Origin of the sequence: Amycolatopsis sp. cmx-11-12 (assembly GCF_046269425.1) — a bacterium.
Taxonomy (GTDB): Bacteria; Actinomycetota; Actinomycetes; order Mycobacteriales; family Pseudonocardiaceae; genus Amycolatopsis.
In genome coordinates, this window is record NZ_JADNQM010000003.1 from 397,596 (window position 1) to 418,663 (window position 21,068).

22 protein-coding genes are annotated in these 21,068 nt (G+C 68.6%); 9 read left to right on the plus strand and 13 right to left on the minus strand.

Annotation, left to right across the window (positions count from 1 at the left end):
- Window positions 1–63 precede the first annotated feature (63 nt).
- The 3 genes from ACLARN_RS06415 to ACLARN_RS06425 form a co-directional block, all read right to left on the minus strand.
- On the minus strand, window positions 64–930 hold the full coding sequence (locus tag ACLARN_RS06415; protein WP_409490348.1) for a hypothetical protein: 867 nt from the start codon (window positions 928–930) through the stop codon (window positions 64–66).
- A complete protein-coding gene (locus tag ACLARN_RS06420; RefSeq protein ID WP_409490349.1) occupies window positions 927–1,859 on the minus strand; it encodes a hypothetical protein in 933 nt (310 codons plus the stop codon). The genes ACLARN_RS06415 and ACLARN_RS06420 overlap by 4 nt, the downstream gene beginning before the upstream one ends.
- A gap of 177 nt (window positions 1,860–2,036) precedes the next feature.
- The gene (locus ACLARN_RS06425; protein ID WP_409490385.1) at window positions 2,037–2,723 is read right to left on the minus strand and encodes an HAD hydrolase-like protein; all 687 of its coding nucleotides are present in this window, start codon (window positions 2,721–2,723) and stop codon (window positions 2,037–2,039) included.
- Window positions 2,724–2,850: 127 nt separating this feature from the next.
- Between ACLARN_RS06425 and ACLARN_RS06430 the strand changes: the two genes are divergently transcribed.
- Window positions 2,851–3,855, plus strand: a complete 1,005-nt coding sequence (locus ACLARN_RS06430; protein ID WP_409490350.1) for an ABC transporter permease — start codon at window positions 2,851–2,853, stop codon at window positions 3,853–3,855.
- Here ACLARN_RS06430 and ACLARN_RS06435 read toward each other — a convergent pair.
- Genes ACLARN_RS06435 through ACLARN_RS06445 form a run of 3 tightly spaced genes read right to left on the minus strand, consistent with a single transcriptional unit; the run spans window position 3,793 to window position 5,592 of the window.
- Window positions 3,793–4,203 carry a secondary thiamine-phosphate synthase enzyme YjbQ gene (locus ACLARN_RS06435; protein WP_409490351.1) on the minus strand — a complete coding sequence of 137 codons (411 nt, stop codon included), beginning with the start codon at window positions 4,201–4,203 and terminating at the stop codon, window positions 3,793–3,795. The genes ACLARN_RS06430 and ACLARN_RS06435 overlap by 63 nt on opposite strands.
- Before the next feature lie 5 nt (window positions 4,204–4,208).
- Window positions 4,209–5,018, minus strand: a complete 810-nt coding sequence (locus ACLARN_RS06440) for a DUF3626 domain-containing protein (RefSeq protein WP_409490352.1) — start codon at window positions 5,016–5,018, stop codon at window positions 4,209–4,211.
- Window positions 5,019–5,028: 10 nt separating this feature from the next.
- Complete coding sequence (locus ACLARN_RS06445; RefSeq protein WP_409490353.1) at window positions 5,029–5,592, minus strand: helix-turn-helix domain-containing protein; 564 nt, start codon at window positions 5,590–5,592, stop codon at window positions 5,029–5,031.
- A 31-nt stretch (window positions 5,593–5,623) separates the two neighbouring features.
- Here ACLARN_RS06445 and ACLARN_RS06450 point away from each other — a divergent pair, with 31 nt between their 5' ends.
- Window positions 5,624–6,163, plus strand: coding sequence for an N-acetyltransferase family protein (locus tag ACLARN_RS06450; protein ID WP_409490354.1), 540 nt, complete (start codon window positions 5,624–5,626; stop codon window positions 6,161–6,163).
- 400 nt (window positions 6,164–6,563) lie between these two features.
- Here ACLARN_RS06450 and ACLARN_RS06455 read toward each other — a convergent pair whose 3' ends face one another.
- From ACLARN_RS06455 to ACLARN_RS06475, 5 genes are read right to left on the minus strand one after another with little or no spacing between them, the layout of a single operon-like run.
- Complete coding sequence (locus tag ACLARN_RS06455) at window positions 6,564–7,208, minus strand: response regulator (protein ID WP_409490355.1); 645 nt, start codon at window positions 7,206–7,208, stop codon at window positions 6,564–6,566.
- Window positions 7,209–7,223: 15 nt separating this feature from the next.
- Entirely contained in the window at window positions 7,224–8,495 is a 1,272-nt protein-coding gene (locus ACLARN_RS06460; protein WP_409490356.1) for a sensor histidine kinase, read from the minus strand.
- A 47-nt stretch (window positions 8,496–8,542) separates the two neighbouring features.
- Entirely contained in the window at window positions 8,543–8,746 is a 204-nt protein-coding gene (locus ACLARN_RS06465; protein WP_076155206.1) for a hypothetical protein, read from the minus strand.
- 10 nt (window positions 8,747–8,756) lie between these two features.
- Window positions 8,757–9,872 carry a fatty acid desaturase family protein gene (locus tag ACLARN_RS06470; RefSeq protein WP_409490357.1) on the minus strand — a complete coding sequence of 372 codons (1,116 nt, stop codon included), beginning with the start codon at window positions 9,870–9,872 and terminating at the stop codon, window positions 8,757–8,759.
- A 13-nt stretch (window positions 9,873–9,885) separates the two neighbouring features.
- Window positions 9,886–10,977 carry a ferredoxin reductase gene (locus ACLARN_RS06475; RefSeq protein WP_409490358.1) on the minus strand — a complete coding sequence of 364 codons (1,092 nt, stop codon included), beginning with the start codon at window positions 10,975–10,977 and terminating at the stop codon, window positions 9,886–9,888.
- Window positions 10,978–11,066: 89 nt separating this feature from the next.
- Between ACLARN_RS06475 and ACLARN_RS06480 the strand changes: the two genes are divergently transcribed.
- The 5 genes from ACLARN_RS06480 (at window position 11,067) to ACLARN_RS06500 (ending at window position 15,431) form a co-directional block, all read left to right on the plus strand.
- Entirely contained in the window at window positions 11,067–11,723 is a 657-nt protein-coding gene (locus ACLARN_RS06480; protein ID WP_409490359.1) for a TetR family transcriptional regulator, read from the plus strand.
- A gap of 180 nt (window positions 11,724–11,903) precedes the next feature.
- Complete coding sequence (locus tag ACLARN_RS06485; protein WP_409490360.1) at window positions 11,904–13,025, plus strand: Re/Si-specific NAD(P)(+) transhydrogenase subunit alpha; 1,122 nt, start codon at window positions 11,904–11,906, stop codon at window positions 13,023–13,025.
- A complete protein-coding gene (locus ACLARN_RS06490; RefSeq protein ID WP_007032801.1) occupies window positions 13,025–13,324 on the plus strand; it encodes an NAD(P) transhydrogenase subunit alpha in 300 nt (99 codons plus the stop codon). Before ACLARN_RS06485 ends, ACLARN_RS06490 begins: the two co-directional genes overlap by 1 nt.
- Window positions 13,321–14,706 (plus strand): NAD(P)(+) transhydrogenase (Re/Si-specific) subunit beta, encoded by a 1,386-nt coding sequence (locus ACLARN_RS06495; RefSeq protein ID WP_409490361.1) that lies wholly within the window; start codon window positions 13,321–13,323, stop codon window positions 14,704–14,706. The genes ACLARN_RS06490 and ACLARN_RS06495 overlap by 4 nt, the downstream gene beginning before the upstream one ends.
- Window positions 14,703–15,431, plus strand: coding sequence for a biotin/lipoate A/B protein ligase family protein (locus ACLARN_RS06500; RefSeq protein ID WP_409490362.1), 729 nt, complete (start codon window positions 14,703–14,705; stop codon window positions 15,429–15,431). Before ACLARN_RS06495 ends, ACLARN_RS06500 begins: the two co-directional genes overlap by 4 nt.
- 66 nt (window positions 15,432–15,497) lie before the next feature.
- Here ACLARN_RS06500 and ACLARN_RS06505 read toward each other — a convergent pair whose 3' ends face one another.
- The gene (locus tag ACLARN_RS06505) at window positions 15,498–16,205 is read right to left on the minus strand and encodes a histone-like nucleoid-structuring protein Lsr2 (RefSeq protein WP_409490363.1); all 708 of its coding nucleotides are present in this window, start codon (window positions 16,203–16,205) and stop codon (window positions 15,498–15,500) included.
- Window positions 16,206–16,362: 157 nt separating this feature from the next.
- Here ACLARN_RS06505 and ACLARN_RS06510 point away from each other — a divergent pair, with 157 nt between their 5' ends.
- On the plus strand, window positions 16,363–17,736 hold the full coding sequence (locus ACLARN_RS06510) for a dihydrolipoyl dehydrogenase family protein (RefSeq protein WP_409490364.1): 1,374 nt from the start codon (window positions 16,363–16,365) through the stop codon (window positions 17,734–17,736).
- Here the strand turns inward: ACLARN_RS06510 and ACLARN_RS06515 are convergent.
- The gene (locus tag ACLARN_RS06515) at window positions 17,733–19,172 is read right to left on the minus strand and encodes a hypothetical protein (RefSeq protein WP_409490386.1); all 1,440 of its coding nucleotides are present in this window, start codon (window positions 19,170–19,172) and stop codon (window positions 17,733–17,735) included. The two genes, ACLARN_RS06510 and ACLARN_RS06515, sit on opposite strands and share 4 nt — an antisense overlap.
- A 232-nt stretch (window positions 19,173–19,404) precedes the next feature.
- Here ACLARN_RS06515 and ACLARN_RS06520 point away from each other — a divergent pair, with 232 nt between their 5' ends.
- A complete protein-coding gene (locus ACLARN_RS06520; protein WP_409490365.1) occupies window positions 19,405–20,877 on the plus strand; it encodes a S8 family serine peptidase in 1,473 nt (490 codons plus the stop codon).
- The last annotated feature ends 191 nt before the right edge of the window (window positions 20,878–21,068 follow it).

Below are 21,068 nucleotides of genomic sequence, written 5' to 3' on the forward strand. Positions count from 1 at the left end.
AGGTAGGCGGGGAAGCCGGTCGGACACATCCGGCACGGGACCCATATTTCCCTTAGGGGAGTGCTACTCCCGACGGATGCTCTCACCCATCTTGAGGACGATGTCCCTGGCTACCGCGCCGTCGATCTCCTGGTCCGCGAGTACCAGAAGGACGTGGTAGCGGCCGGAGCCGGGCAGGGCGCGCAAGGGGAGGGCGATCGCGGTGATCGCGACCGACGGCGCCGGGCACCGTCCGCTCGCGGTGGGGAGGACGGTGGTGGTCACGGCGGTGGCGATCATGCCGCCTTCGAGCACGGTCACCGGCCCGGACGTGCCGATTTCGGTCTTCGGGCCCTGTCCGCCACCGACGGAGCCGTACGCGGCTTCGGCCCACCGCAGGGTCGTTTCCTCCGCCGCCTGGGCGATGCCGTCGACCTCGCCCTCGTCGATGGTGGTGATCCCCGCCATCGCCCGCGCCGAGAGTTCGGACCCCGGGCAGAAGTCGCGTCGGAACCGGGCGACGCCCTGCAAGGTGACGAGTTCACCCGCCGGTGTCTCGAATCCGATGGCGACGTCGGGTTCTTCGATCTTCCAGTCCGGCGGGGCGTCGAAAACGAGCGGGTGATCGTCGGACAGCACCGGTTGCCAGCCCGCGATCACCGGTTGGATCCGGGTGGGCATGACCGGATCGGGAAGGACGAGAACCTCGGCGGACGGTGGCGGGGCCGCGGTCTTGGCCTGGTAGGTGGCCGTCGTGCCGACCGCGAGGACGATGGCCAGCCCGATGACACCCAGCGTCGGCAAGAGGCGAGGGCGACGGCGCGGCGGGACGGCGTCCCGGACGGCCGGAAGCGGTCCTGTCCGTTCGGCTTCGGTTTCGAGCGGCTGCCCGGTGAGCGGATCGACGAACCACAGTCGCGGTTCGTCAGGGCGCCCACCGGGGCCGGTCATTGCTGCGGCCTCAAACTCGCGAGGATCTTTTGGGCGTCCGCCTCGGGCAACGCGTCGGGCGTGCCCTGGTCGAAGGCCATGACGAAGCAGATGGTCTGGTCGCCGGACTTGAACGCGGCCGAGGTGACCTTCACGCTCGGTGCCCGGCAGTCCTCGGTCTCGGCCGGGGTGAACGTCCCGGTCGAACTGACCCCCTGGATCGAGCCACCCGCGATCGGGACCTGCTTGATCTCGGGCAGTGGGACGTCGGACTTGCCGGTCGCGGACTGGATCCAGAGCCGGACGGCGCCCCTGGCGGCGTTCTCGACCGGGATCTGGTCGGCGGTGGCGAAGCCGACGACACCGCGATTCGAGCCCCGGGCATCCGGGCAGGCGCCGAGTTTGTACGTCGACGCCTCGTGGATGACCATCTTGAACTCGCCCTCGTTGTAGCCGACGATCTGACCCGGCTTGGTCTCCCAGCCGGTCGCGGGCAGGTCGTAGGCCGTTTTGTCCTTGGTTGACAGGATCCCCTGCCAACCGGGTGTCGTCGAGGGGACTTTGTTGTCTTTGGGGGCTCCGCTGCTCGTGGACGGCGGTTTCGCCGCCGAGGACGACGGCGGCGCCGGTTCGGAGGAAGCGGGCGGAGCGGCCTGGGGCTGCGGATCGTCGCCGTCACGCAGGACGAAGAAAAGCGTGGCACCGACGGCGATGACCACGACGAGCGCCCCGAGGCCGATCCAAAGGCCCTTCTTGCCCTTGTTCGGCGGTTCCGGCGCGAAACCCTGGTAGGTCTGCTGCGGGAACTGCTGGAAGTACTGTTGCTGGGGGTCCTGCGGGTACTGGCCGTACTGAGGCGGGTTCTGCGGCGGATACCCCTGCTGCGGGGGTTGCTGCTGATAGGGCTGCTGCGGTTGCTCCGGCCAGCCGTTGCCGCCTGGGTATGCCATGGAGCGAGCTTAGTGGTCACCGCCGGAAGTCCTCCGGAGGTCTCGACGGCCCAGCTTCCTGATGGACGCACGGCCGAAAGGCCCGAGTACAACACCGGTACGAGGACCTTCCGGCCGCGCGCCCATCAGAAACCTGGATCCGCCGAATACCCCCGAAGGACTTCCGGCGGCAACCACTTAGTTGGCGCCCCCGAGCACGGCCGCACGTACCGCTGCCAGGTCGGAGAGGTCGCCGAGCACGGTGTGCGCGCCCGCGTCGGCCAGTTCCTCCGCGCTGAACTGCCCGGTCGCCACGGCCACCGCGACGGCGCCGTTGTCGAGCGCGGCCCGCACGTCGTCCGGGGTGTCGCCGATGACGACGACCGACGTTGGTGCGAAATCGGTGCCGTGCTTCTCCGAAGCGTGGCCGACGGCGGCGGGCACCAGGTCGGGCCGGTGTGCCGAAAGCGAGCCGTAGCCGCCGATCTCGAAGTCGACGTGCTCGTGCAGGTCGAACGCGGTCAGCTTGTGCACGGAGATCTCCGGCAGGTTTCCGGTGACCAGCGTCTGGACGATGCCGCCGTGCGTGGCGAAGTCGTTCAGCGCGTCTTTGGCGCCCGGGAGCGCCCGGCCGTTCGCGGACAGCGTCGGGGCGTGGCTTTCGGAGACCGCGACCAGCGCGAGCCAGAGCTTGCGGACGTTCTCCTCGGTGGGCTCGACGCCGTGCGAGGACAGGATGTCCGCGCTGATGGCGCGTTCGGTGCGGCCGCCGAAACTCGGCAGTCGCCGCAGTTCGACGCCCGCGACTTCGGCGAGCGCGGCCGTGTACCAGGCGGCACCGACGCCTCGCAGGTCCACGAGGGTCTGGTCGATGTCCCACAGCACGAGCCGGTGCGGAGTAGTCACGTGATCGACGGTACCGGGAAGCTTATTCAACGTCTGTTGACTTCTGCTGGGCGGACGCTTACCTTGGCAGCTAATTCAACAAGCGACGAATAAATGGAGGACGGTCATGACTACCCCGAGCCGTCGCCCCGCCGGGGCGTTCGCCTTACTCGCCGCGGTGGCCGGTGCGCTGGTCGCCGTCGTACTCGGCTTTCTCACCTTCGGCGCGCAAGCCACCGTCGCGCCCGACGGTCTCCCTGTCGCCGTGGCCGCGCCGCCGGGGCCACTCCAAGCGGCCGCGAACGGGATCGCCTCCCACGGCGGAGGCCAGGTCTCCTGGCGGGTGACCTCTCCCGAGGAAGGCCGGAAACTGTTGGAGGACAAGGAGGTCTACGGCGTCCTTGAATTACCGTCCACGGTCGTGGTCTCCGGGGCGGTGAACCCGTCCGGTGCGCAGATCGCGCAGCAGGTGCTGACCGGCGTCGCGCAGACGCTGGGCGGGACGCCGAAGGTCGAGACGCTGCACCCCGCCACCGCGGCGGGCCGGGTCGCGCCGCTCGCGCTGAGCGCGCTGGCCTGGGTCGGCTGCCTTGCCGCGGGCGCCGTGCTGATCCTGGCCGGACGGCGGATCGGCAGGGAGGCGGGATTCGCCGCCCGCTTCACGCAGATCGTTTCGGCCGGCGTGCTGGTCACCGGAGTCCTGGCCGGATTCCTGAAGCTGTGGGACTCCTCGCTTCCGCTCGGCTGGGACGTCCTCGGCTTCCTTTTCCTGGCTTCGACCGGATTCGCCGCCCTGCAAACCGGTCTGCTGCGACTGCTCGGCGTCCGGGCGATGGCGATCCTCGGCCCGCTCTACCTCGTCGCGCCCGCCGTCGCCGGGCAGGTGCCGGAACTGCTGAACCCCGCGTACCGCGCGGTGTTGTGGTCCTGGACGCCGTTCCGGTTCTCCGCCGAAGGTCTCCGGAGCCTGCTGCAAGGCGTGCCCGGCGCCCCGGACGTCACGACCGGGGTCTGGGTGCTCGCCGGACTGCTCGCGGCCGGGCTGCTGCTCGCGCTGTGGCCGGGCCGGTCAGCCCTCCAGGAGACTGAAACGGACACGCCGGACCGGGTTGTCCACGTTGGTGTCCACTAAGCAGACCGACTGCCAGGTGCCCAGCGTCATCACGCCGCCGAGTACCGGGATCGTCGCGTACGGGGGCAGCAGCGCGGGCAGGACGTGGTCACGGCCGTGACCGGGACTGCCGTGCTGATGCTCCCAGCGGTCGTCGCGGGGCAGCAGGTCGTCGAGTGCCTTGAGCAGGTCTTCGTCGCTGCCCGCACCGGTTTCGAGGATCGCCAGCCCGGACGTCGCGTGCGGGACGAAGACGTGCAGGATTCCGTCCTCGGCGTCCGCGTCGCGCAGGAAGGTCTCGGCGTCCTTGGTCAGGTTGTGCACCACGGCCACGCTGCCGGTGCGCACCTCGATCTCCGTGGAGTACATGCTCTTCACGGTAGTACCCCGAAGCGCGCGACGTAGTGCCAGACGCGTTTCAGGGCTTGCGGGTCTCGGTGGTCGGCGTCGCCGAGGACGCGCGGGTCGAGGTAGCCGTCTTCCGCCAGGGCCAGACCGAGTTCGACGAATTCGGGACCTCGGTACGCGGGATGTCGTCGGAGTTCTTCGGTGGACAGGCGGAAACCCGGATGCCATTCGACCGGACAACCCAGCCTGCGCGCGGCCCTTTCGACGTCGGTGTCACGGTGACTCGGGTCGAGCACGACGGCTTCGACGTCTGTCTTCAGGTCGATCGGACCGTGAACGTGCGCTTCGATGTAGTCGTCGAGAAGATCCGTGTCGTCCTGATCTGCCAGCGCGATGAGTGCGGAAACCCTGGTGCCGTGGCCGAAATCCGACGGGTCCAGCACACTGTCCGGGTAGCAGAAGGTGGTCCGCTCGACGGTGTGCGCCGCCATCCGGAAGTGGGCGGAGCCGAACCTTGGTGCCCCGCCGACCGCGCGGCGCCGGAAATTGAGCGCCCCGTATTTCGGCCGTTCGGCGGGCGCCGCGTCATCGTAGGCGCCGCCGAACATCCGGCTTTCCCACTGCCAGCGATCTCCACCGGGGTACGCGGTCAGTCCGCCGTTGCTCGTTCCCGTTTCGAATTGGCTGCGATAGAAGCCGTCCTCGGCCATGGCCGCCAGCAGTGGGCGTCCGTCCACTGTGGATCGATCCGGATGGAAGTGCAGGGTCACCGGCAGTCCGGCTTCGTGTCCGCCACGTGTTTTCGCCGCGACGTACGCGAGGGCCCGGGGATCCATCACCCGAGTATCAGGCGTGGCGCCGGGCGAGGGCGACCAAATATCGCACCGGGTGGTCGGTCGGGTTGACGTAGGCGCACGGCTGCGGCGTGCCGAGCTGCAGGCAGTCGCCCGCGCCGAGTTCGTGCTCGACGTCGCCCTCGCGGAACCGCAGATGCCCGTCCAGTACCCAGATCTGGTGGTGCGTCAGCGCGTAGGTGTGGGCGGGGAAGGAAACCTCGGCGCCCGCGGGCAGCACGACCTCGACGAGTTCCAGCGGCCCGCCGAGCGACGGGGAGACGGCGCGGCGCACGTATCCCGTGTCCGGGTCGGTCCATGTCGGCTGGTCGGCCACGCGCACGAGCCGCCGGTCACCGTGTTCGGCGCGCGCGACCAGCTCGGACAACGTCATCCCGAGCGCGGCCGAAAGCCTGCTGAGCAGGACGGCCGTTGGCTGCGCCTCGCCGCGTTCGATCTTGCCGATCATCGCCCTGGACACGCCGGACAGCTCGGCGAGGGCGTTGGCCGAGAGGTTCTGGTCGAGTCTCGCGGACTGGAGCGTCGCGGCGAGCGACGCGGACAAGGGATCCGACATGCTGCCCACTATAGTGGCAATCTCGGTTACTATGGTTGTCATGGTGATCAGAGAAGCGACGGAAGACGACGCGGGGGCGTGCGCGGAGGTCTACGCGCCGTACGTCACCGACACGGTGATCTCGTTCGAGACCGAGCCGCCCAAACCGGACGAGATGGCCGAGCGCATCGCCAAGGCGCAGCGATCGCACGCGTGGCTCGTGCTCGAAGACGACGAAGGCCGCGTCGCCGGCTACGCCTACGGAGGCCCGTTCAGTGGCCGTCCTGCCTATCGCTGGTCATGCGAGGTCAGTATTTATCTGGAGCTGGGCCGACGGCGGACCGGCGGCGGACGCGCGCTCTATCAGGCGCTGCTGGACAGGCTGGCGTCCCGCGGATTCAGAAACTTCTGCGCGGGAATGGTGCTGCCGAACGACGCGAGCGCCGGGCTGCACGCGGCGATGGGGTTCGAGCCGGTGGGGACCTATCGGCGGATCGGGTACAAACACGGGGCTTGGTGGGATGTCGCTTGGGTGCAGTTGTGCCTGCCGGAGGATGCCGAAATGGGTGGGGTTCCGGTGGAGCCGCGGTAGCGAGATCGTGCGCCGCAAGCAACGGCGCCTGCGCGGCGGTCTGAGTGACGCTTCGCGTTCTATTGAGAGGTAAGGCAACGTGGCGTCGGGTGAGGGGTGTGTGGAAATAGGGACGTTGAGTGTCCCTATTTCCACACACCCTCCGGATCCGGTGGTCACAGGGACTTTCGTGCGGGACTGTGAGGGACGAGGTCCGGCCCCGCGCCCCGAACACGACACTTTGCTGACCGCCCTCGAAGCCCTGGAGCGCAAGGGTTTCCGCACTGTCGACACCGACAGCGGCGGGCTGGATCGCCGAACACGAACGCACTGAAGAACCGCTCTTGCGTGAGTCCGCCACCGTCGTCATCGACACGCGGCAACCCCTCGCCGATGTCGTCGCGAAACTGGAAAGCCTGCGCTAAGACTCCAGGTACCGCAGCACCGCCAGCACCCGCCGGTTGTCCCCTTCGGACTGAGGCAGCGCCAGCTTCCCGAAGATGCTCGACACGTACTTCTCCACCGAGCCCGCCGAAAGGAACAGTCCCGCCGCGATGGCCGAGTTCGACCGTCCCTCGGCCATCAGGCCCAGCACTTCCCGTTCCCGCGGGGTCAGCCCGGCGAGCGCGTCCGTTTTCCGTGTGGCGCTGAAGAGCTGGCTGACCACCTCCGGGTCGAGCACGGTCTCGCCCTCGGCGACCCGCCGTAGCGCGTCGAGGAAGTCGGACACCTCCGCGACGCGGTCCTTCAGCAGGTAGCCGACGCCGCCCGCGCGGTCGGCCAGGAGTTCCGTCGCGTACTGCGTCTCGACGTACTGTGAGAACAGCAGGATCGCGCACCCCGGCAGTTCCGCGCGCAGCGCGATCGACGCGCGCAGGCCTTCGTCGGTGTGCGTCGGCGGCATCCGGATGTCCACAATGGACACATCCGGTCGGTGGGCGCGGACCGCTTCGCACAGGCTGTCGCCGTCGGCGACGGCCGCGACGACCTCGTGTCCCCGAAGGTTCAGCAGTTCGACCAGTCCCGCCCGCAGGATGGCCGAATCCTCCGCGATCACGACGCGCACGCCGCCCCCCATGTTCTATTTCCGTAGTGGAATCTCCGCGCTGATCACCGTAGGCCCTCCCGGAGGACTGTCGATGTCGAGCCCGCCGTCGACGGTCGTGAGCCGCTCGGCGATCCCGGCGAGCCCGCCCCCGCGTTCCAGCCGGGCCCCACCTTCGCCGCCGTCCCGCACCACGAGCCGCAAGCCGTCGTCGACGATACCCACTTCGATCTCGATCGCGGCCGAAGTGTGTTTGGCGGCATTGGTCAGCAGTTCGGCGACGGTGAAGTAGGCGATGGTCTCGATCGACGGCGACGGCCTGCTCGGCAGGTCCACGGTGATCCGCGCGTCGATGCCCGAGCCGGCGGCCAAAGTGGACAGTGCGACGTCGAGTCCGGCGTCGAGCGCGGCGGGGTGGATGCCGCGGGCGAGGTCGCGCAGTTCGACCAGCGCTTGTTTCGCGTTGGCGTGCGCGGCGGTGACCAGGGCGTTGACCTGGTCGACGTCGCCTCCGCCGGACAGTTCGTCCTTCGCGATGCCGAGCTTCATCGCCAGCGCGACCAGCTGGGCCTGCGCGCCGTCGTGCAGATCGCGTTCGATCCGGCGCAGCCGCCGCGTCGCGTCGTCGACGGCGGTCGCCCGGCTGCGTTCGAGATCGCGTACGCGCTTGGAGAGGTCTTCGGCGCCGAGGACCCCGCGCACCAGCAGGCGGTCGAGTTCGGTCAGGCCGTGGACGATCCAAGGCATCGCCAGCAGTACGGCCAGCCCGGTGAGGGCGAGCGGCAGGGTGAGGGGCCAGGTGTCGACGCGGAGGTCGAACGACGGCATGGCGTCACCTTCGAGGGTGAACCAGAAGATCGGGTAGGTCAGCGTGCTCACGGCGTACACGAGCAGGGTCGCGACCAGGAAGAACTCGATGAACGACAGCGGCAGCCGGATCACCAGGTAGGCGATCGATCGCCAGCCGATCGGATCGCCGATCTTGCTCTTGATCCCGTTCCACAGACCCGGCCGCAGCTCGGGCCTCGGCGGCGGCGTGACGGTCGTTCCGAGCAGGGCGCGGGCCAGGCCGACATGCGCGACGCCGATCAGCCGCGCGCCCGCCAGGACGCCGATGAGCACCGGCAGCCCGATGGTCAACAGGCTCAAGCCGATCCCGAGGACCAGTCCGACGACGACGAGCGCGACGAACACCAGCGTCAGCGGCGCGCCGATGATCACCCATACCAGCTCCGCCCAGTACGCGCGGTTCAGCTGCGCGCTGAGGACGCGGCCGGCGAACCGGGGCAGGACGAGGCGGGTGGTCACGGCTTCAGCCTGCCGTGGCCACCCGCCTCGCGCCCATCCAGGTTTCCCTAGTCTTCGCGGAGCTGTTCGTCCGCCTGCGCCCGCTGGGACGCCTCGCGCATCTCGATGACGTCCGTCAGCCAGTCGCCGGTCTCGCGGGCGATGTCCCGGATCGCGCCGGTGATGATCGTCGCGATGTTGCCGATGTGGGTGGCCGCCGACTCGGTGACCTCTTGGACCACGTCTTTGGTGCTTTCGAACTGACCGACCATGTCAGACACCTTAAGCCGCTCGGAGGGTCTTGTCGCTCTCCACGGTAGCGGGAGTGCGGGGTTCACCGTTCCAGGGCATGGCCAGTTTCACGAGCTTCTTGGCCACCGAGAACAGTTGCTTGTGCAGCGGGCCGGTGTTGTACGGCAGGCCGTACTTCTCGCAGATCGCCCGCACCTCGCCCGCGATCTCCGGGTAGCGGCGCGCCGGGATGTCCGGGAAGAGGTGATGCTCGATCTGATGCGAGAGGTTCCCGGACATGATGTGGAAGAGCTTGCCGCCGGTGATGTTCGCCGAGCCGAGGATCTGCCGCAGGTACCATTGGCCGCGCGACTCGTTCTCGGTCTCCTCCTCGGTGAAGCTCTCGACGTCGGCGGGGAAGTGCCCGCAGAAGATGATCGAGAACGCCCACAGGTTGCGGGTCAGGTTCGCGGTGGCGTTACCGAGGAAGGTCAGCGGCGCGAGCGGACCGGTCAGCAGCGGGAAGAGCACGTAGTCCTTGCCGACCTGGCGACCGGCCTTCTTGAGCATCTTCAGGCCGACCTCCTTGTTGTCCGACCACTTGCGCTCGCCCTTGACGACGCGGTCGAACTCGAGGTCGTGCAGCATGACGCCCCACTGGAAGATGAACGCCAGCACCACGGCGTACACCGGGTTGCCGAGGTAGTACGGATGCCATTTCTGGGCCGGGTCGATCCGCAGGATGCCGTAACCGACGTCGCGGTCCTTGTCGAGGATGTTGGTATAGGTGTGGTGGATGTAGTTGTGCGAATGGCGCCAGTTCTCGGCGGGGGCGACGTTGTCCCACTCGAACTTCTGCGAGCTCAGCGCCGGGTCACGCGTCCAGTCGTACTGGCCGTGCATGACGTTGTGGCCGATCTCCATGTTGTCGAGGATCTTCGCCACCGAAAGCGCGGTCACCCCGGCGATCCACGCGGGCGGGAAGAATCCGGCGAACAGCAGCCCGCGGCCGGCGACCTCGAGCGCGCGCTGCGTCTTGATGACGTTGTGGATGTAGTCGACGTCCACCTGGCCGAGGTCGGCGACGATCCGCTGCCGGATCTCGTCCAGTTCGCGGCCGAACTCCTCGACCTGGGCGGGAGTGAGCTTGTCCTGCAAGCCGGTCATGAGCAGGTCCTTTCTAAGCGTTGATCTCGACGTCCCCGACCGGGACGGAGATGCAGAGCTGGATCTCTTCGTTCTCTTCGCTGGAGGTTTCGCCGGTCTTGGCGTTGCGCACACAGCCGGAGGTCTTGATCTGCGTGCAGGAGAAGCAGATGCCCATCCGGCAACCGTGTTCCGGGCTCAGCCCCGCGTCTTCGGCCTGCTCCAGCAACGGCTTCCCGGAGTTCTCGAACTCGCGGCCGCTGCGCGCGAACCGGACCTGCCCTTCGGCGTTCTCGGTGTCGAAGGTGAGCGCCGGCGGCGTGAACTCCTCGGTGTGCAGATGTGCACCGATGCCGTCGGCCTCGAACGCCTCGCGGACGGAATCCATCAGCGGCTTCGGACCGCACAGGAAGGTCTCGGCGTCGGGGTACCAGGGCGCGGCCTCCGCGAGGTGTCCTTTCGAGAAGAACCCGTGCAGGTCGCCGCCGGTTTTCGCGTGAGTGAACGCGTGTACCACCCGCAGACCGGGCAGGCGGCGGGCGAGGTCGCCGAGTTCGGCGCGGTAGAGCGTGTCGTCGGCGGTGTTGGAGTAGTGCAGGAAGGCGACTTCGCCGTCGTACTGCTCGTCCGCCAGCGTGCGCAGCATCGACAGGACGGGCGTGATCCCGCTTCCGCCGCTCAGCAGCAGGATCCGCCGCGGCCTCGGCGACGGCAGGGTGAACTCACCGTCCGGAGTGGACAGTCCGAGCACGGAACCGGTCGTGACCGTGCGGTTCAGATGCCGTGAGACGAGGCCCTGAGGGTCGGCCTTGATGGTCAGTTCCAGTGTGCCGTCGTGCTCCGAACCGGCGGGCGAGTAGCAGCGGGTCCGGCGGACGCCGTCGATCTCGACGGTCACCCGCACGTACTGGCCCGCGACGTGCCCGCGCCAGGCCCGGCTCGGCTTGATCGTCAGCGTGACCGTGTCGGACGTCTGGCGCCGGACGCCGGTGACCAGGCCGCGGATCTCGCGGCGGACCAGCATCGGGTCGACGAGTTCGAGGTAGCGGTCCATTCCGTGGGGCGTGAGCAGGGCCTCGGCCAGCGAGGCCAGCCGCCTGGCCCTGCGCGGTACCAGTGCCGTCATCACTTCTCCCGAATTCAGTGAACGCTTGTACACTGAACAGTGAAGTGGCGATGGTCGTGCTTGTCAACGCGAGAGGTGGGCGATGTGACGTGGTTGATAGTGCGGAGGCGATTACGCTGTCCGTCGTGACGACAGAGCCCGTTTCCCGGCAGGAGCGCAAGCAGCGCACGCGGCAGGCGCTGCTGGACGCCGCCCTCGACCTGGTGGCGGAACGCGGGTTCTCCGGGCTGAGCCTGCGTGAGGTGGCGAAACAGGCCGGGATCGTGCCGACGGCGTTCTATCGCCATTTCGCGTCGATGGACGAACTGGGCGTCGCGCTCGTGGAAGAGTCGATGCGCACTTTGCGCATGATGATCCGCTCCGCGCGCACCCGGCCCGCCGCGTACAACGACATGATCCGGACGTCCGTGCGCATCCTGCGGGAACACGTGCGCGCGCACGAGGACCACTTCCATTTCCTGACACGGGAGCGCTACGGCGGCACCGGGCCGGTTCGTCAGGCGATCGGGTTCGAGCTGAAGCTGTTCGTCAGCGAGCTCGCCGTCGACCTGGCGCGCTTCGACAATCTCCGTGAATGGAGCACCGAAGATCTCCACCTGCTCGCCGACCTGATCGTGACGACCATGCTCACGACGGTGCTGGAGTTGCTCGAGGCGCCTTCGCGTGACGACGAGATCGGGCGCACGGCCGAACGGCGGCTGCGGTTGATCTTCCTGGGGGTGCCGAACTGGCGCAGCGTTCCGTGATGCGGAAAGCGTTGCCATAAGCCCCTTATGACGTCGCACACCTGGATCGATGGCTGGATCGATCGTGATGGGCGATGTCACGGAAAGATGCCGCCCGGATACGTTCAGCCAGGAAAGTTGTCGGTCGGACGTGGTAAACAGTGCGGGTTCGTGTGGTCCTCTCCAGCGAGGAGGTCGCCTGTGGCGGCAGAAAACGAGCAGCTCACGGTCGGTGTTGTCCGGGAGACCGGACAAGGTGAACGCCGCGTCGCGCTGGTACCGAAGCTCATCGAGCGCGTCTCAGGACGCGGACTGCGGGTGGTGGTCGAGCCCGGTGCGGGCGCCGGCGCGCTGCTCGCCGACGAGGTCTTCGAGCAGGCGGGCGCGGTGATCGGCGACGCGTGGGATGCCGACATCGTGGTGAAGGTGGCGCCTCCGAGCGCGGCCGAAGTCGCGAAGCTCAAGCAGGGCACCATCCTCATCGGCTTCCTGAATCCACGGGCCGATCCGGACGGGATAGCGGCGCTGGAGTCGGCGGGCGTCCGCGCCTTCGCCGTCGAGGCGATCCCCCGGATCTCGCGCGCGCAGGCCATGGACGCGTTGTCGTCACAGAGCAGTGTCGCGGGCTATCGCGCGGTTCTGCTGGCCGCGGAGAAACTCACCCGCTTCTTCCCGATGCTCACCACCGCGGCGGGCACCGTGCCACCGGCGAAGGTGCTCGTGCTCGGCGCGGGTGTCGCCGGGCTCCAGGCCTTGGCGACGGCGAAACGGCTCGGCGCGCAGACCACCGGGTACGACGTCCGGCCCGAGGTCGGCGAGCAGGTCAAGTCGATCGGCGCGAAATTCCTCGACCTCGGTATCGAGGCGGCCGGTGAAGGCGGGTACGCCCGCGAGCTGACCGAGGAGGAAAAGGTCGAGCAGCAACGCAGGCTCACCGAGGCGATCACGAGGTTCGACGTCGTGATCACCACCGCGCTCGTCCCCGGCCGCAAGGCGCCGATCCTCGTCACCGCCGACGCGGTGAAGGGGATGCCAGCCGGTGGTGTCGTGGTCGACCTCGCCGGCGAGTCCGGCGGCAACTGCGAACTGACGAAACCGGGCGAGGAGATCGTCGAGCACGACGTCACCATCTGCTCGCCGCTCAATCTCGCCGCGGAGATGCCCGCGCATTCCAGCGAACTGTACGCGCGCAACGTCACCGAACTGCTGGAACTGCTCGTCGACAAGGAAGGCGAACTCGCGCTCGACTTCTCCGACGAGATCGTCGCCGGGGCCTGCGTGGCAGGCGCGGCCCCGGTCGCCGCAGAAGAAGGGGGCGAGTGATGCTCGTAGGCAGCTTGGCGATCCTCGTACTCGCCGGATTCGTGGGTTTCACCGTCATTTCGAAGGTGCCCAACACCCTGCACACCCCGCTCATGTCGGGGACCAACGCCATCCACGGCATCGTCCTGCTCGGCGGGCTGATCGTGCTCGGCCTCGGGGTGGACGGCGTACTGAACAAGATCCTGCTGGTGATCGCGATCGCCTTCGGCACGATCAACGTGGTCGGCGGCTTCCTCGTCACCGACCGGATGCTTTCGATGTTCAAGGCGAAGAAGCCGGAAGACGGTGGTGACAAGTGACGACCTTCATCGCCGTCCTCTACATCATTTCCTTCGCACTGTTCATCTACGGCCTGATGGGCCTGACCGGTCCGCGCACCGCGGTGCGCGGAAACTGGATCGCCGCCGTCGGTATGGGCATCGCGGTGATCGCGACGCTTTTGACGCCAGGTATGAGCAACTGGCTCTTGATCGCCCTCGGCGTCGCGATCGGTGTCGCCGTCGGCGTGCCGTCCGCGCGCAAGGTGAAGATGACCGCGATGCCGCAGATGGTGGCGCTGTTCAACGGCGTCGGCGGCGGAGCGGTCGCGCTCATCGCCTGGGTCGAGTTCCGCACCACGGAGGGCTACGCGCACGAGCCCGCCTACGTCGCGATCGCGTCGCTCTTCGCCGCGATCGTCGGTTCGGTGTCCTTCTGGGGCTCCAACATCGCGTTCGGGAAACTCCAGGAACTCATCTCCGGCCGCCCGATCACCCTGGGCAAGTTGCAGCAGCCGGTGAACGCGCTGGTGCTGATCGCCGCGATCGTCTTCGCGGTCGTCATCGCCATCGGCGGCGACGCCGAACTGCTGATGATCGGCCTGCTGGTCGCGGCCGGCGTACTCGGCGTGGTGGTCGTGCTGCCGATCGGCGGCGCGGACATGCCGGTCGTCATCTCCCTGCTGAACGCGCTCACCGGTCTGTCGGCGGCGGCCATGGGGCTCGCGCTCGACAACACCGCGCTGATCGTGGCGGGCATGATCGTCGGCGCGTCGGGTTCGATCCTGACGAACCTGATGGCGAAGGCGATGAACCGGTCGATCCCGGCCATCGTCGCCGGTGGGTTCGGCGGCGGCATGGCGGTCGCGAGCGGGAAGTCCGGCGAGGTCCGGCCGGTCCGCAGCACCAGCGCCTCCGACACCGCGATCCAGATGGCGTACGCCAACAAGGTCGTGGTCGTGCCCGGTTACGGCATGGCCGTCGCGCAGGCGCAGCACGTGGTCCGCGAGATGGCGAAGCTGCTGGAGGCCAAGGGGATCACGGTCGAGTACGCGATCCACCCGGTCGCGGGCCGGATGCCGGGGCATATGAACGTCCTCCTCGCCGAGGCCGACGTCCCGTACGAGCAGCTCAAGGAAATGGACGAGATCAACTCCGAGTTCGCCCAGACCGACGTCGCGCTGGTGATCGGCGCGAACGACGTCACGAACCCGGCCGCGGAGACCGATCCGGGCTCGCCCATCTACGGGATGCCGATCCTCAAGGTGAACCACAGCCGGTCGGTGATCGTGCTCAAACGCTCGATGAGTTCGGGCTTCGCGGGCATCGACAACGAGCTCTTCTACGATGCGAAGACCAGCATGCTCTTCGGCGACGCCAAATCGTCGGTGGGCGAGATCGTGGAGGAACTCAAAGCACTGTGACCGGCCCCTCGGAAGTCGTCGCCTCGTTCGGCGACCCGGCCGACAACCTCGCGTTCGACGAAGCCCTCCTGCGTGCCGCACCGGAGGCGCCGGTCCTGTGGATCTGGCGCAACACCGACTGTGTGGTGGTGGGGCGGGGGCAGAAGATCGAACGCGAGGTCAAGGCCGACGTCTGTGCGAGCGACGGCGTCCCGGTGCTGCGCCGGGCCAGCGGCGGCGGCACGGTGTTCCACGATCCCGGCAATCTCAACATCACCCTCGTCCTGCCCGGTCAGACGAACAAACCGCTCGAGGCACTCGGGGAACTGATGACCGCGACGGTGGCCGAACTCGGGCTGCCGTCGCGGCTCGGTGATCGGGGACTGTTCGTCGGTGACTCGAAGCTGTGCGGTTTCGCCGTGTTCCGGACGCGAACGGGCTTGCTCGCGCATTCGACCTTGCTCGTTTCGACCGCGGCCGAACGGGTCGGCCGGTATCTCACCGTGGCACCGGCGGATCCCCGTCCGCTCGACTCGCACCGGAGCCAGGTCGCGTCCCTCGCCGATCATGGCCTGCGCAAAGGTGTTGCCGAAGTCACGGCCGCGGTCCGCTCGGCGGCGGCCGCGCAACTGGGTGAACTCACCACCCGGAAGCCCGCGGAGGCGGAGCGTGAGTGGCACCGCTCACTCCAGCACACGCGGTACCACTACCCGGAATGGCATTCCGAAGGCGCTCAGCGCAAATAGCCCGAAATAGAGAAAAGCCCTTTTTCGCGAGACTCGACATCGCGAAAAAGGGCTTTTGTCGTTGACTTACTTTTCCTTGGCCGAGAAGGTGACGGCGGGCACCTTGCGGGCGGCCCGGCTGGTCTTCTTCGGCTCCGCGGCCTTCTTCGCCGGAGTCTTCGCGGCGGCCTTGGGAGCGGCCTTGGCGGCGGTCGTCTTCGCGGCGGTGGTGGTCTTGGCCGCCGTCTTCGGAGCGGCCTTCGCGGCCGTCGTCTTCGCCGGGGTCTTGGTCGCGGTAGCCGCCTTCGCGCGCCCGGCCGGAGCCTTGGCCGCGGTGGCCTTCGTCGTGCTCCGGGTGGAGGTCTTCGCCTTGGCCGCGGTGGCTTTCGCCGTGCTCCGCGTGGAGGTCTTCGCCTCCGCCTTGGGCGCGGCCGCGGTCTTGGGTGCGGCTTTGGCGGCGGCGGGCTTGCGACCCGCGACGCCCTTCGCGGCGGGCTTGCGGCCCGGCTTCGCGGCCGTCTTCGCCTCCGCCTTCGCGGCTGTCGCCGCGGTCTTCGGGGTCGACTTCGCCGCCCGTGCGCCCTTGGGACGCTGCACGACCCGCGGGCGGAGTTTCCGTCCGCCGATCCGACGGCCGTTCTCCACGAAAGCACGCAGGGTTTCCCGGAGTGCCGCGGCATTGTCGGCCGAAAGGTCGATGTCGTAGGCGATTCCGTCCAAACCGAAAGCGACCGTTTCCTCGGCCGCCTCGCCGGTCAAATCGTCCATCAAATGCACAGCAGTGTTCCTGGCCATGAAAAAACCTCCCGCGCTCGATCGTTCTACTGCGTAACCGGCACGGTGAAACCTGAACCCGCGGCTGATGACTCACGCAGCGACACGAGGATAGCGGCAGGTTGCGCGAAGCTGCGCGGTGGTGTGCGCTGAATGCATGTCAGCACAGGATTTTGACGTGATCGTGATCGGAGGCGGCCCCGTCGGCGAGGTCGCCGCCGAACGGGCCGCGCGCGGAGGGCTCAAGGTCGCCCTCGTCGAACACGAACGCTTCGGCGGCGAATGTTCTTACTGGGCCTGCATTCCGAGCAAGGCGTTGCTGCGGCCGGGGCTCCTCCTCGCCGCCGCCAAGCGGGTGCCGGGTGTCCCGGTCGGCGACGCGGTCGACCCCGCCAAGGTGTTCGCGCGCCGGGACTGGTTCACCGGCAAGGGAGACGACACCGGACAGGTCAAGTGGGCCGAGGGCGTCGGGATCGCCCCGATCCGCGGGCACGGCCGGATCACCGGTGAGCGGGAGGTCACGGTCGACGGCGGTGACGTGCTGACCGCGCGGCACGCCGTGATCGTCGCCACCGGCAGTGTCCCGCGAACGCCGTCGATCCCCGGACTGGACACCATTTCCGTCTGGGGTTCACGGGAGGCGACGTCGGCCGAAGAGGTTCCGCGCCGCCTCGGCGTACTCGGCGGCGGTGTCGTCGGCGTCGAAATGGCGCAGGCCTACGCCACGCTCGGTGCCGAAGTCCACCTGATCATCTCGGGCGAGCGTCCCTTGCCGCGGCTGCCGGACTTCGTCGGCGACGCCGTCATCGCGGGACTCCGCGAAGCCAGGGTCACCGTGCACACCGGCTCCGGTCTCGACTCCGTGTCCGTTGTGGACGATGGTAAGGAACTGACACTGAAAGGCGGCGAGCGGTTGCTCGTCGACGAACTGCTCGTCGCCACCGGCCGCCGCCCGGCGACCGACGGACTCGGCGTGGAGACGCTGGGGCTCGAGGAGGGCACGCCGCTCACGACGGACGACAACGGCCGTGTGTCCGCTGTGGACGGTGACTGGCTGTTCGCCGTCGGGGACGTCACCGGCAGGGCGCCGCTGACCCACCAGGGCAAGTACGCCGCCCGAGCCACCGGTGACTCGGTGGCCGCGCAGGCCGCGGGCGAGCCGGTCGATTCCGCGGCATGGAGTGCGCACAGCGCGACCGCCGATCACCACGCCATCCCGCAGGTCGTGTTCACCGACCCGGAGGTCGCTTCGGTCGGGCTCGCCGGGCCGGAGGAGGGCAAGCCGCACCGCGTCGTCGACATCGACATCGCGGTCGCCGGTTCGTCGCTGCACGCGGACGGCTACGCGGGCAAGGCGCGGATCGTCGTCGACACCGAACGCGGTGTCCTGGTCGGCGCGACCTTCGTCGGGCAGGACGTGGCGGAACTGCTGCACGCGGCGACGATCGCGATCGTGGGGGAGGTCCCGATCACTCGGCTGTGGCACGCGGTCCCGTCGTTCCCCACGATCAGTGAGGTGTGGTTGCGCCTGCTGGAGGCGTACGGCCTCTAGCCGTTAACGGGGAGTTCGAGGGCGGCCTTCGCGCCTCGGACCAGGCCGGGATCGTCCGGAGTGGACGGTCCCGGCACCCACACCACCTGGAGCAGCCGGACCGACTTCCCGTCCTGGCTGCTCTGGTAGGCCGCGCCTTCGAAGACCGGGACGTCGCCCTGCCACTGGTTGGTCTCGGTGGCGATGTCGAGGATCCCGCCACCGCCGGGAGTATCGGCGGCCGCCTTGAACGCGGTGGCCTGTTCGGTATCGGGGAATTCCACGACGGCGACCGTCACCGCGGCGGCCCGGCCGTCGATCGAACTGGCGAAGCTGGCCCGTTTCACCGCCGAGCAACTCGTCCGCTGAAGGCTCGACTGGACGTCGCCGTACGCGTGCGACGCGCATTTCTGGTCCGCGGCCGATGCCCGCGAGGTGAACTGGATGTTCTCCACGGCACTGCTGCTCGGCGGGGGAGAACTGGTCGCCGGGGTCGGCGGGGGAGTCGCCGTGGACGCGGTGTCGTCACCGCCGGAGGCGACGCTGATCGCCGCGACCAGCAGCACGATGAGCAGGCCGATCGCGGCGAGCGGGAGCCACCTCACCGTCTTGGACTGGTGCGGCGCCTTCGGTGCGGATTCGGCGGGAGCGGGAGCCGCCGCCGGTGGCGGGGCCTGTCCAACCGGGGGAACGGGCTTCGCGGCGACAGCCTGCCGAGCGGGCGGCGCGGGCGTGGCCGGTTTCGCCTGTCTTTTCGGCTTGCCCGGATGCTGCACCGGAACCGTCGGCGCGATCGCGACGAGCGGGTTCTCGCGGATCACCGTCGGCTCGTCGTCGGAGTAGGCGCTGAACCCCTCGCCGAGCAACATCTCTTCGGGCATCGGCGGCGCGTCCGGCGCGAGCGCGGCGATCAGGTCCCGCGCCTGCTGGACCGACCGGGGCCGGGGCCCGGTGGCCAGCGAGACCGTCGCGGCGAGCATCGTCGTCGCCGTCGGGTACAGAACACGGACCGAGCCCGCGAGGTCCGCGGCGGGCTGGTCGACCGTCTCGACATACGGGCCGACGGCGATGATCGTGCCGATCGGCCCGGCGCCGGGGGCGACGTCCGAGATCTTGTGCGTGCACGCGGCGGACAGCGAGAGCGCGTCGGTGGCCGGGTTGATCGAGGTGTCACCGTGGACGAGTGGCCAGCCGTCGGCCTTCCACGGCCCGCCGAGCGGGGCTTCGAGCTTCAGCGCCGGATCCGGCAGGTCGACGCCGATGACGATGAGGACACCCTTGGGCATGACGATGACGGCCTCCACAGGCCGCCCGTCGACCGGGCTGGCGCCGACCAGGGCGACCCCGCCGACGACATTGCTGCCCCTGCCGAGTGAAGCCAGCGCGGCGCGGACGTCCTCGGCCACCCGGGACGGCTGTTGAGCGAGGCGAACGAGTCGCACCGAACCCCTCCCCATCTCGTCGGTCTCGGTGCACAAAGTAGCGCCTCCATACGTCCATCCATGCCCCCGCCACCTCCCTCAAAGGTGGCGCTCCGCGCCGCTGTATCGATTCAAGGGCAGACACGTCGCAGGTAGGCGAGGTGATGTTGCTCCGAAAAGTTGTAATGCACGTGAGCACCGTCACCCGTCTGGGTGGTACTCGTTGGTAGGTGACAGTTCCTTGCCCCCTGTCACCAGGAGAAACGCAATGGCCGTATCTCTCACCTGGCGTCGACGAGCCGCGCTCGTCGTCGCCCTGCTCGCCGTCCCGGCCGCGGGCATGGTCCCCGCGCAGGCCGCGGGACCGCTCGCACCCGTCGCCCCCGGACTCTCCCGGCTGCTCTCGGCCGTCACCGGCGCCACGGCGGTGACCGCGCTCGTGCACGCCGACGACGTCGCCACCGCCGAACGCGCCGCCCGGGAAACCGGGCTCACGAAGATCACCTCGTTCGCGAAGATCGGCGTCGTCGCCGTCCGGGGCACCGCGGACCAGGTGCGCGCGGTCCGCGAGGCCACCGGGGTCACCTACGTCGAAGGCAACGAGAAGCTCAAGGCGCACGGCAGTGCCGGCACCACGGCGACGCGGAGCTTGCAGACGCAGACGACGTTGAAGGACTCCGCCGGCGCGCCCGTGGACGGCCGCGGGGTCTCGGTCGCGATCATCGACACCGGCATCGACCCGACGCATCCCGCGTTCAAGGGCGCCGACGGCAAGACGCGGGTGGTACGCAACCTCAAGAGCCTCTGCCTCGACGGGACCGCGACGAACTGCATCGTCGACGTGCCGACGTTCGTCGACACCGACACCCTTTCCCTCGGCGGCCACGGCACGCATGTCTCCGGCATCGCCGCGGGCAACCAGTTGACCCTCACCGACGGCACCAAGGTCGGCGGCTCGGCACCTGGCTCGAAGATCGTCTCGGTCTCGACCGGGGCGGCACTGCTCGTGCTCGGCACCGACGCGGCGCTGAACTGGGTGCTGGAGAACCACAAGGCGCCCTGCGGCGCGGGAGTCCCGGCTTCGGCGTGCCCGCCGATCAGGGTGACCAACAACTCCTACGGTCCCAGCGGTGGCGGCGCCTTCGACCCGAACTCGGCGACGGTGAAGTTGCAGCGCGCGCTCGCCGCCGAAGGCGTCGTCACGGTGTGGGCGAACGGGAACGACGGCGGCGACGGTTCGGCGAACCTCTCCAACCCGCCGGGGCAGGACCAGACGCCGGGCGTGCTTTCGGTGGCGTCGTCCAACGACCAGGGGACCGGCACCCGTGACGGCACGGTGTCCGACTTCTCCTCGCGCGGCCTCAAGACCGACCAGGCGACCTGGCCCGACGTTTCCGCGCCGGGAGAGAACATCCTGTCCTCCTGTCGTCCCACGCAGCCGATCTGCACGCAGGGCCTCCAGCCCAAGAACGGCCCGGGACTCCTGGATCTCGCCACCTACAACGTGATCAGCGGGACTTCGATGGCGGCGCCGCAGATCACCGGGATCGTCGCGCAGCTGTTCCAGGTCGAGCCCGCCGCGAGCCCCGGTGACATCGAGGCCGCGATCAAGGCCACGGCGTACAAGTTCGCGAACGGCTCGCCGTACGTGGCGGCGGGGCCGTACACGTCGAGCTTCGACAAGGGCGCCGGCCTGGTGGACACCTTCGCCGCCGCGCAATCCCTGGGCGCCCAGGGTTAACCCGTGTGAAGGGGGCCTTCACGACACGGCTCCCACGGTCGTTCCCCGACAGTGATGTCCCCAATGGGGGCTTTTCATCCTGTTGGGGCTGGTCAGTGTGGTTGACAGCGGCGATTGTGGTTGTGGTGTAACAGGGTGGGGAGCTGTCAGTGTGGTGGCTGGAACGTGAGGGAGCCCTCGACAGTTGATCA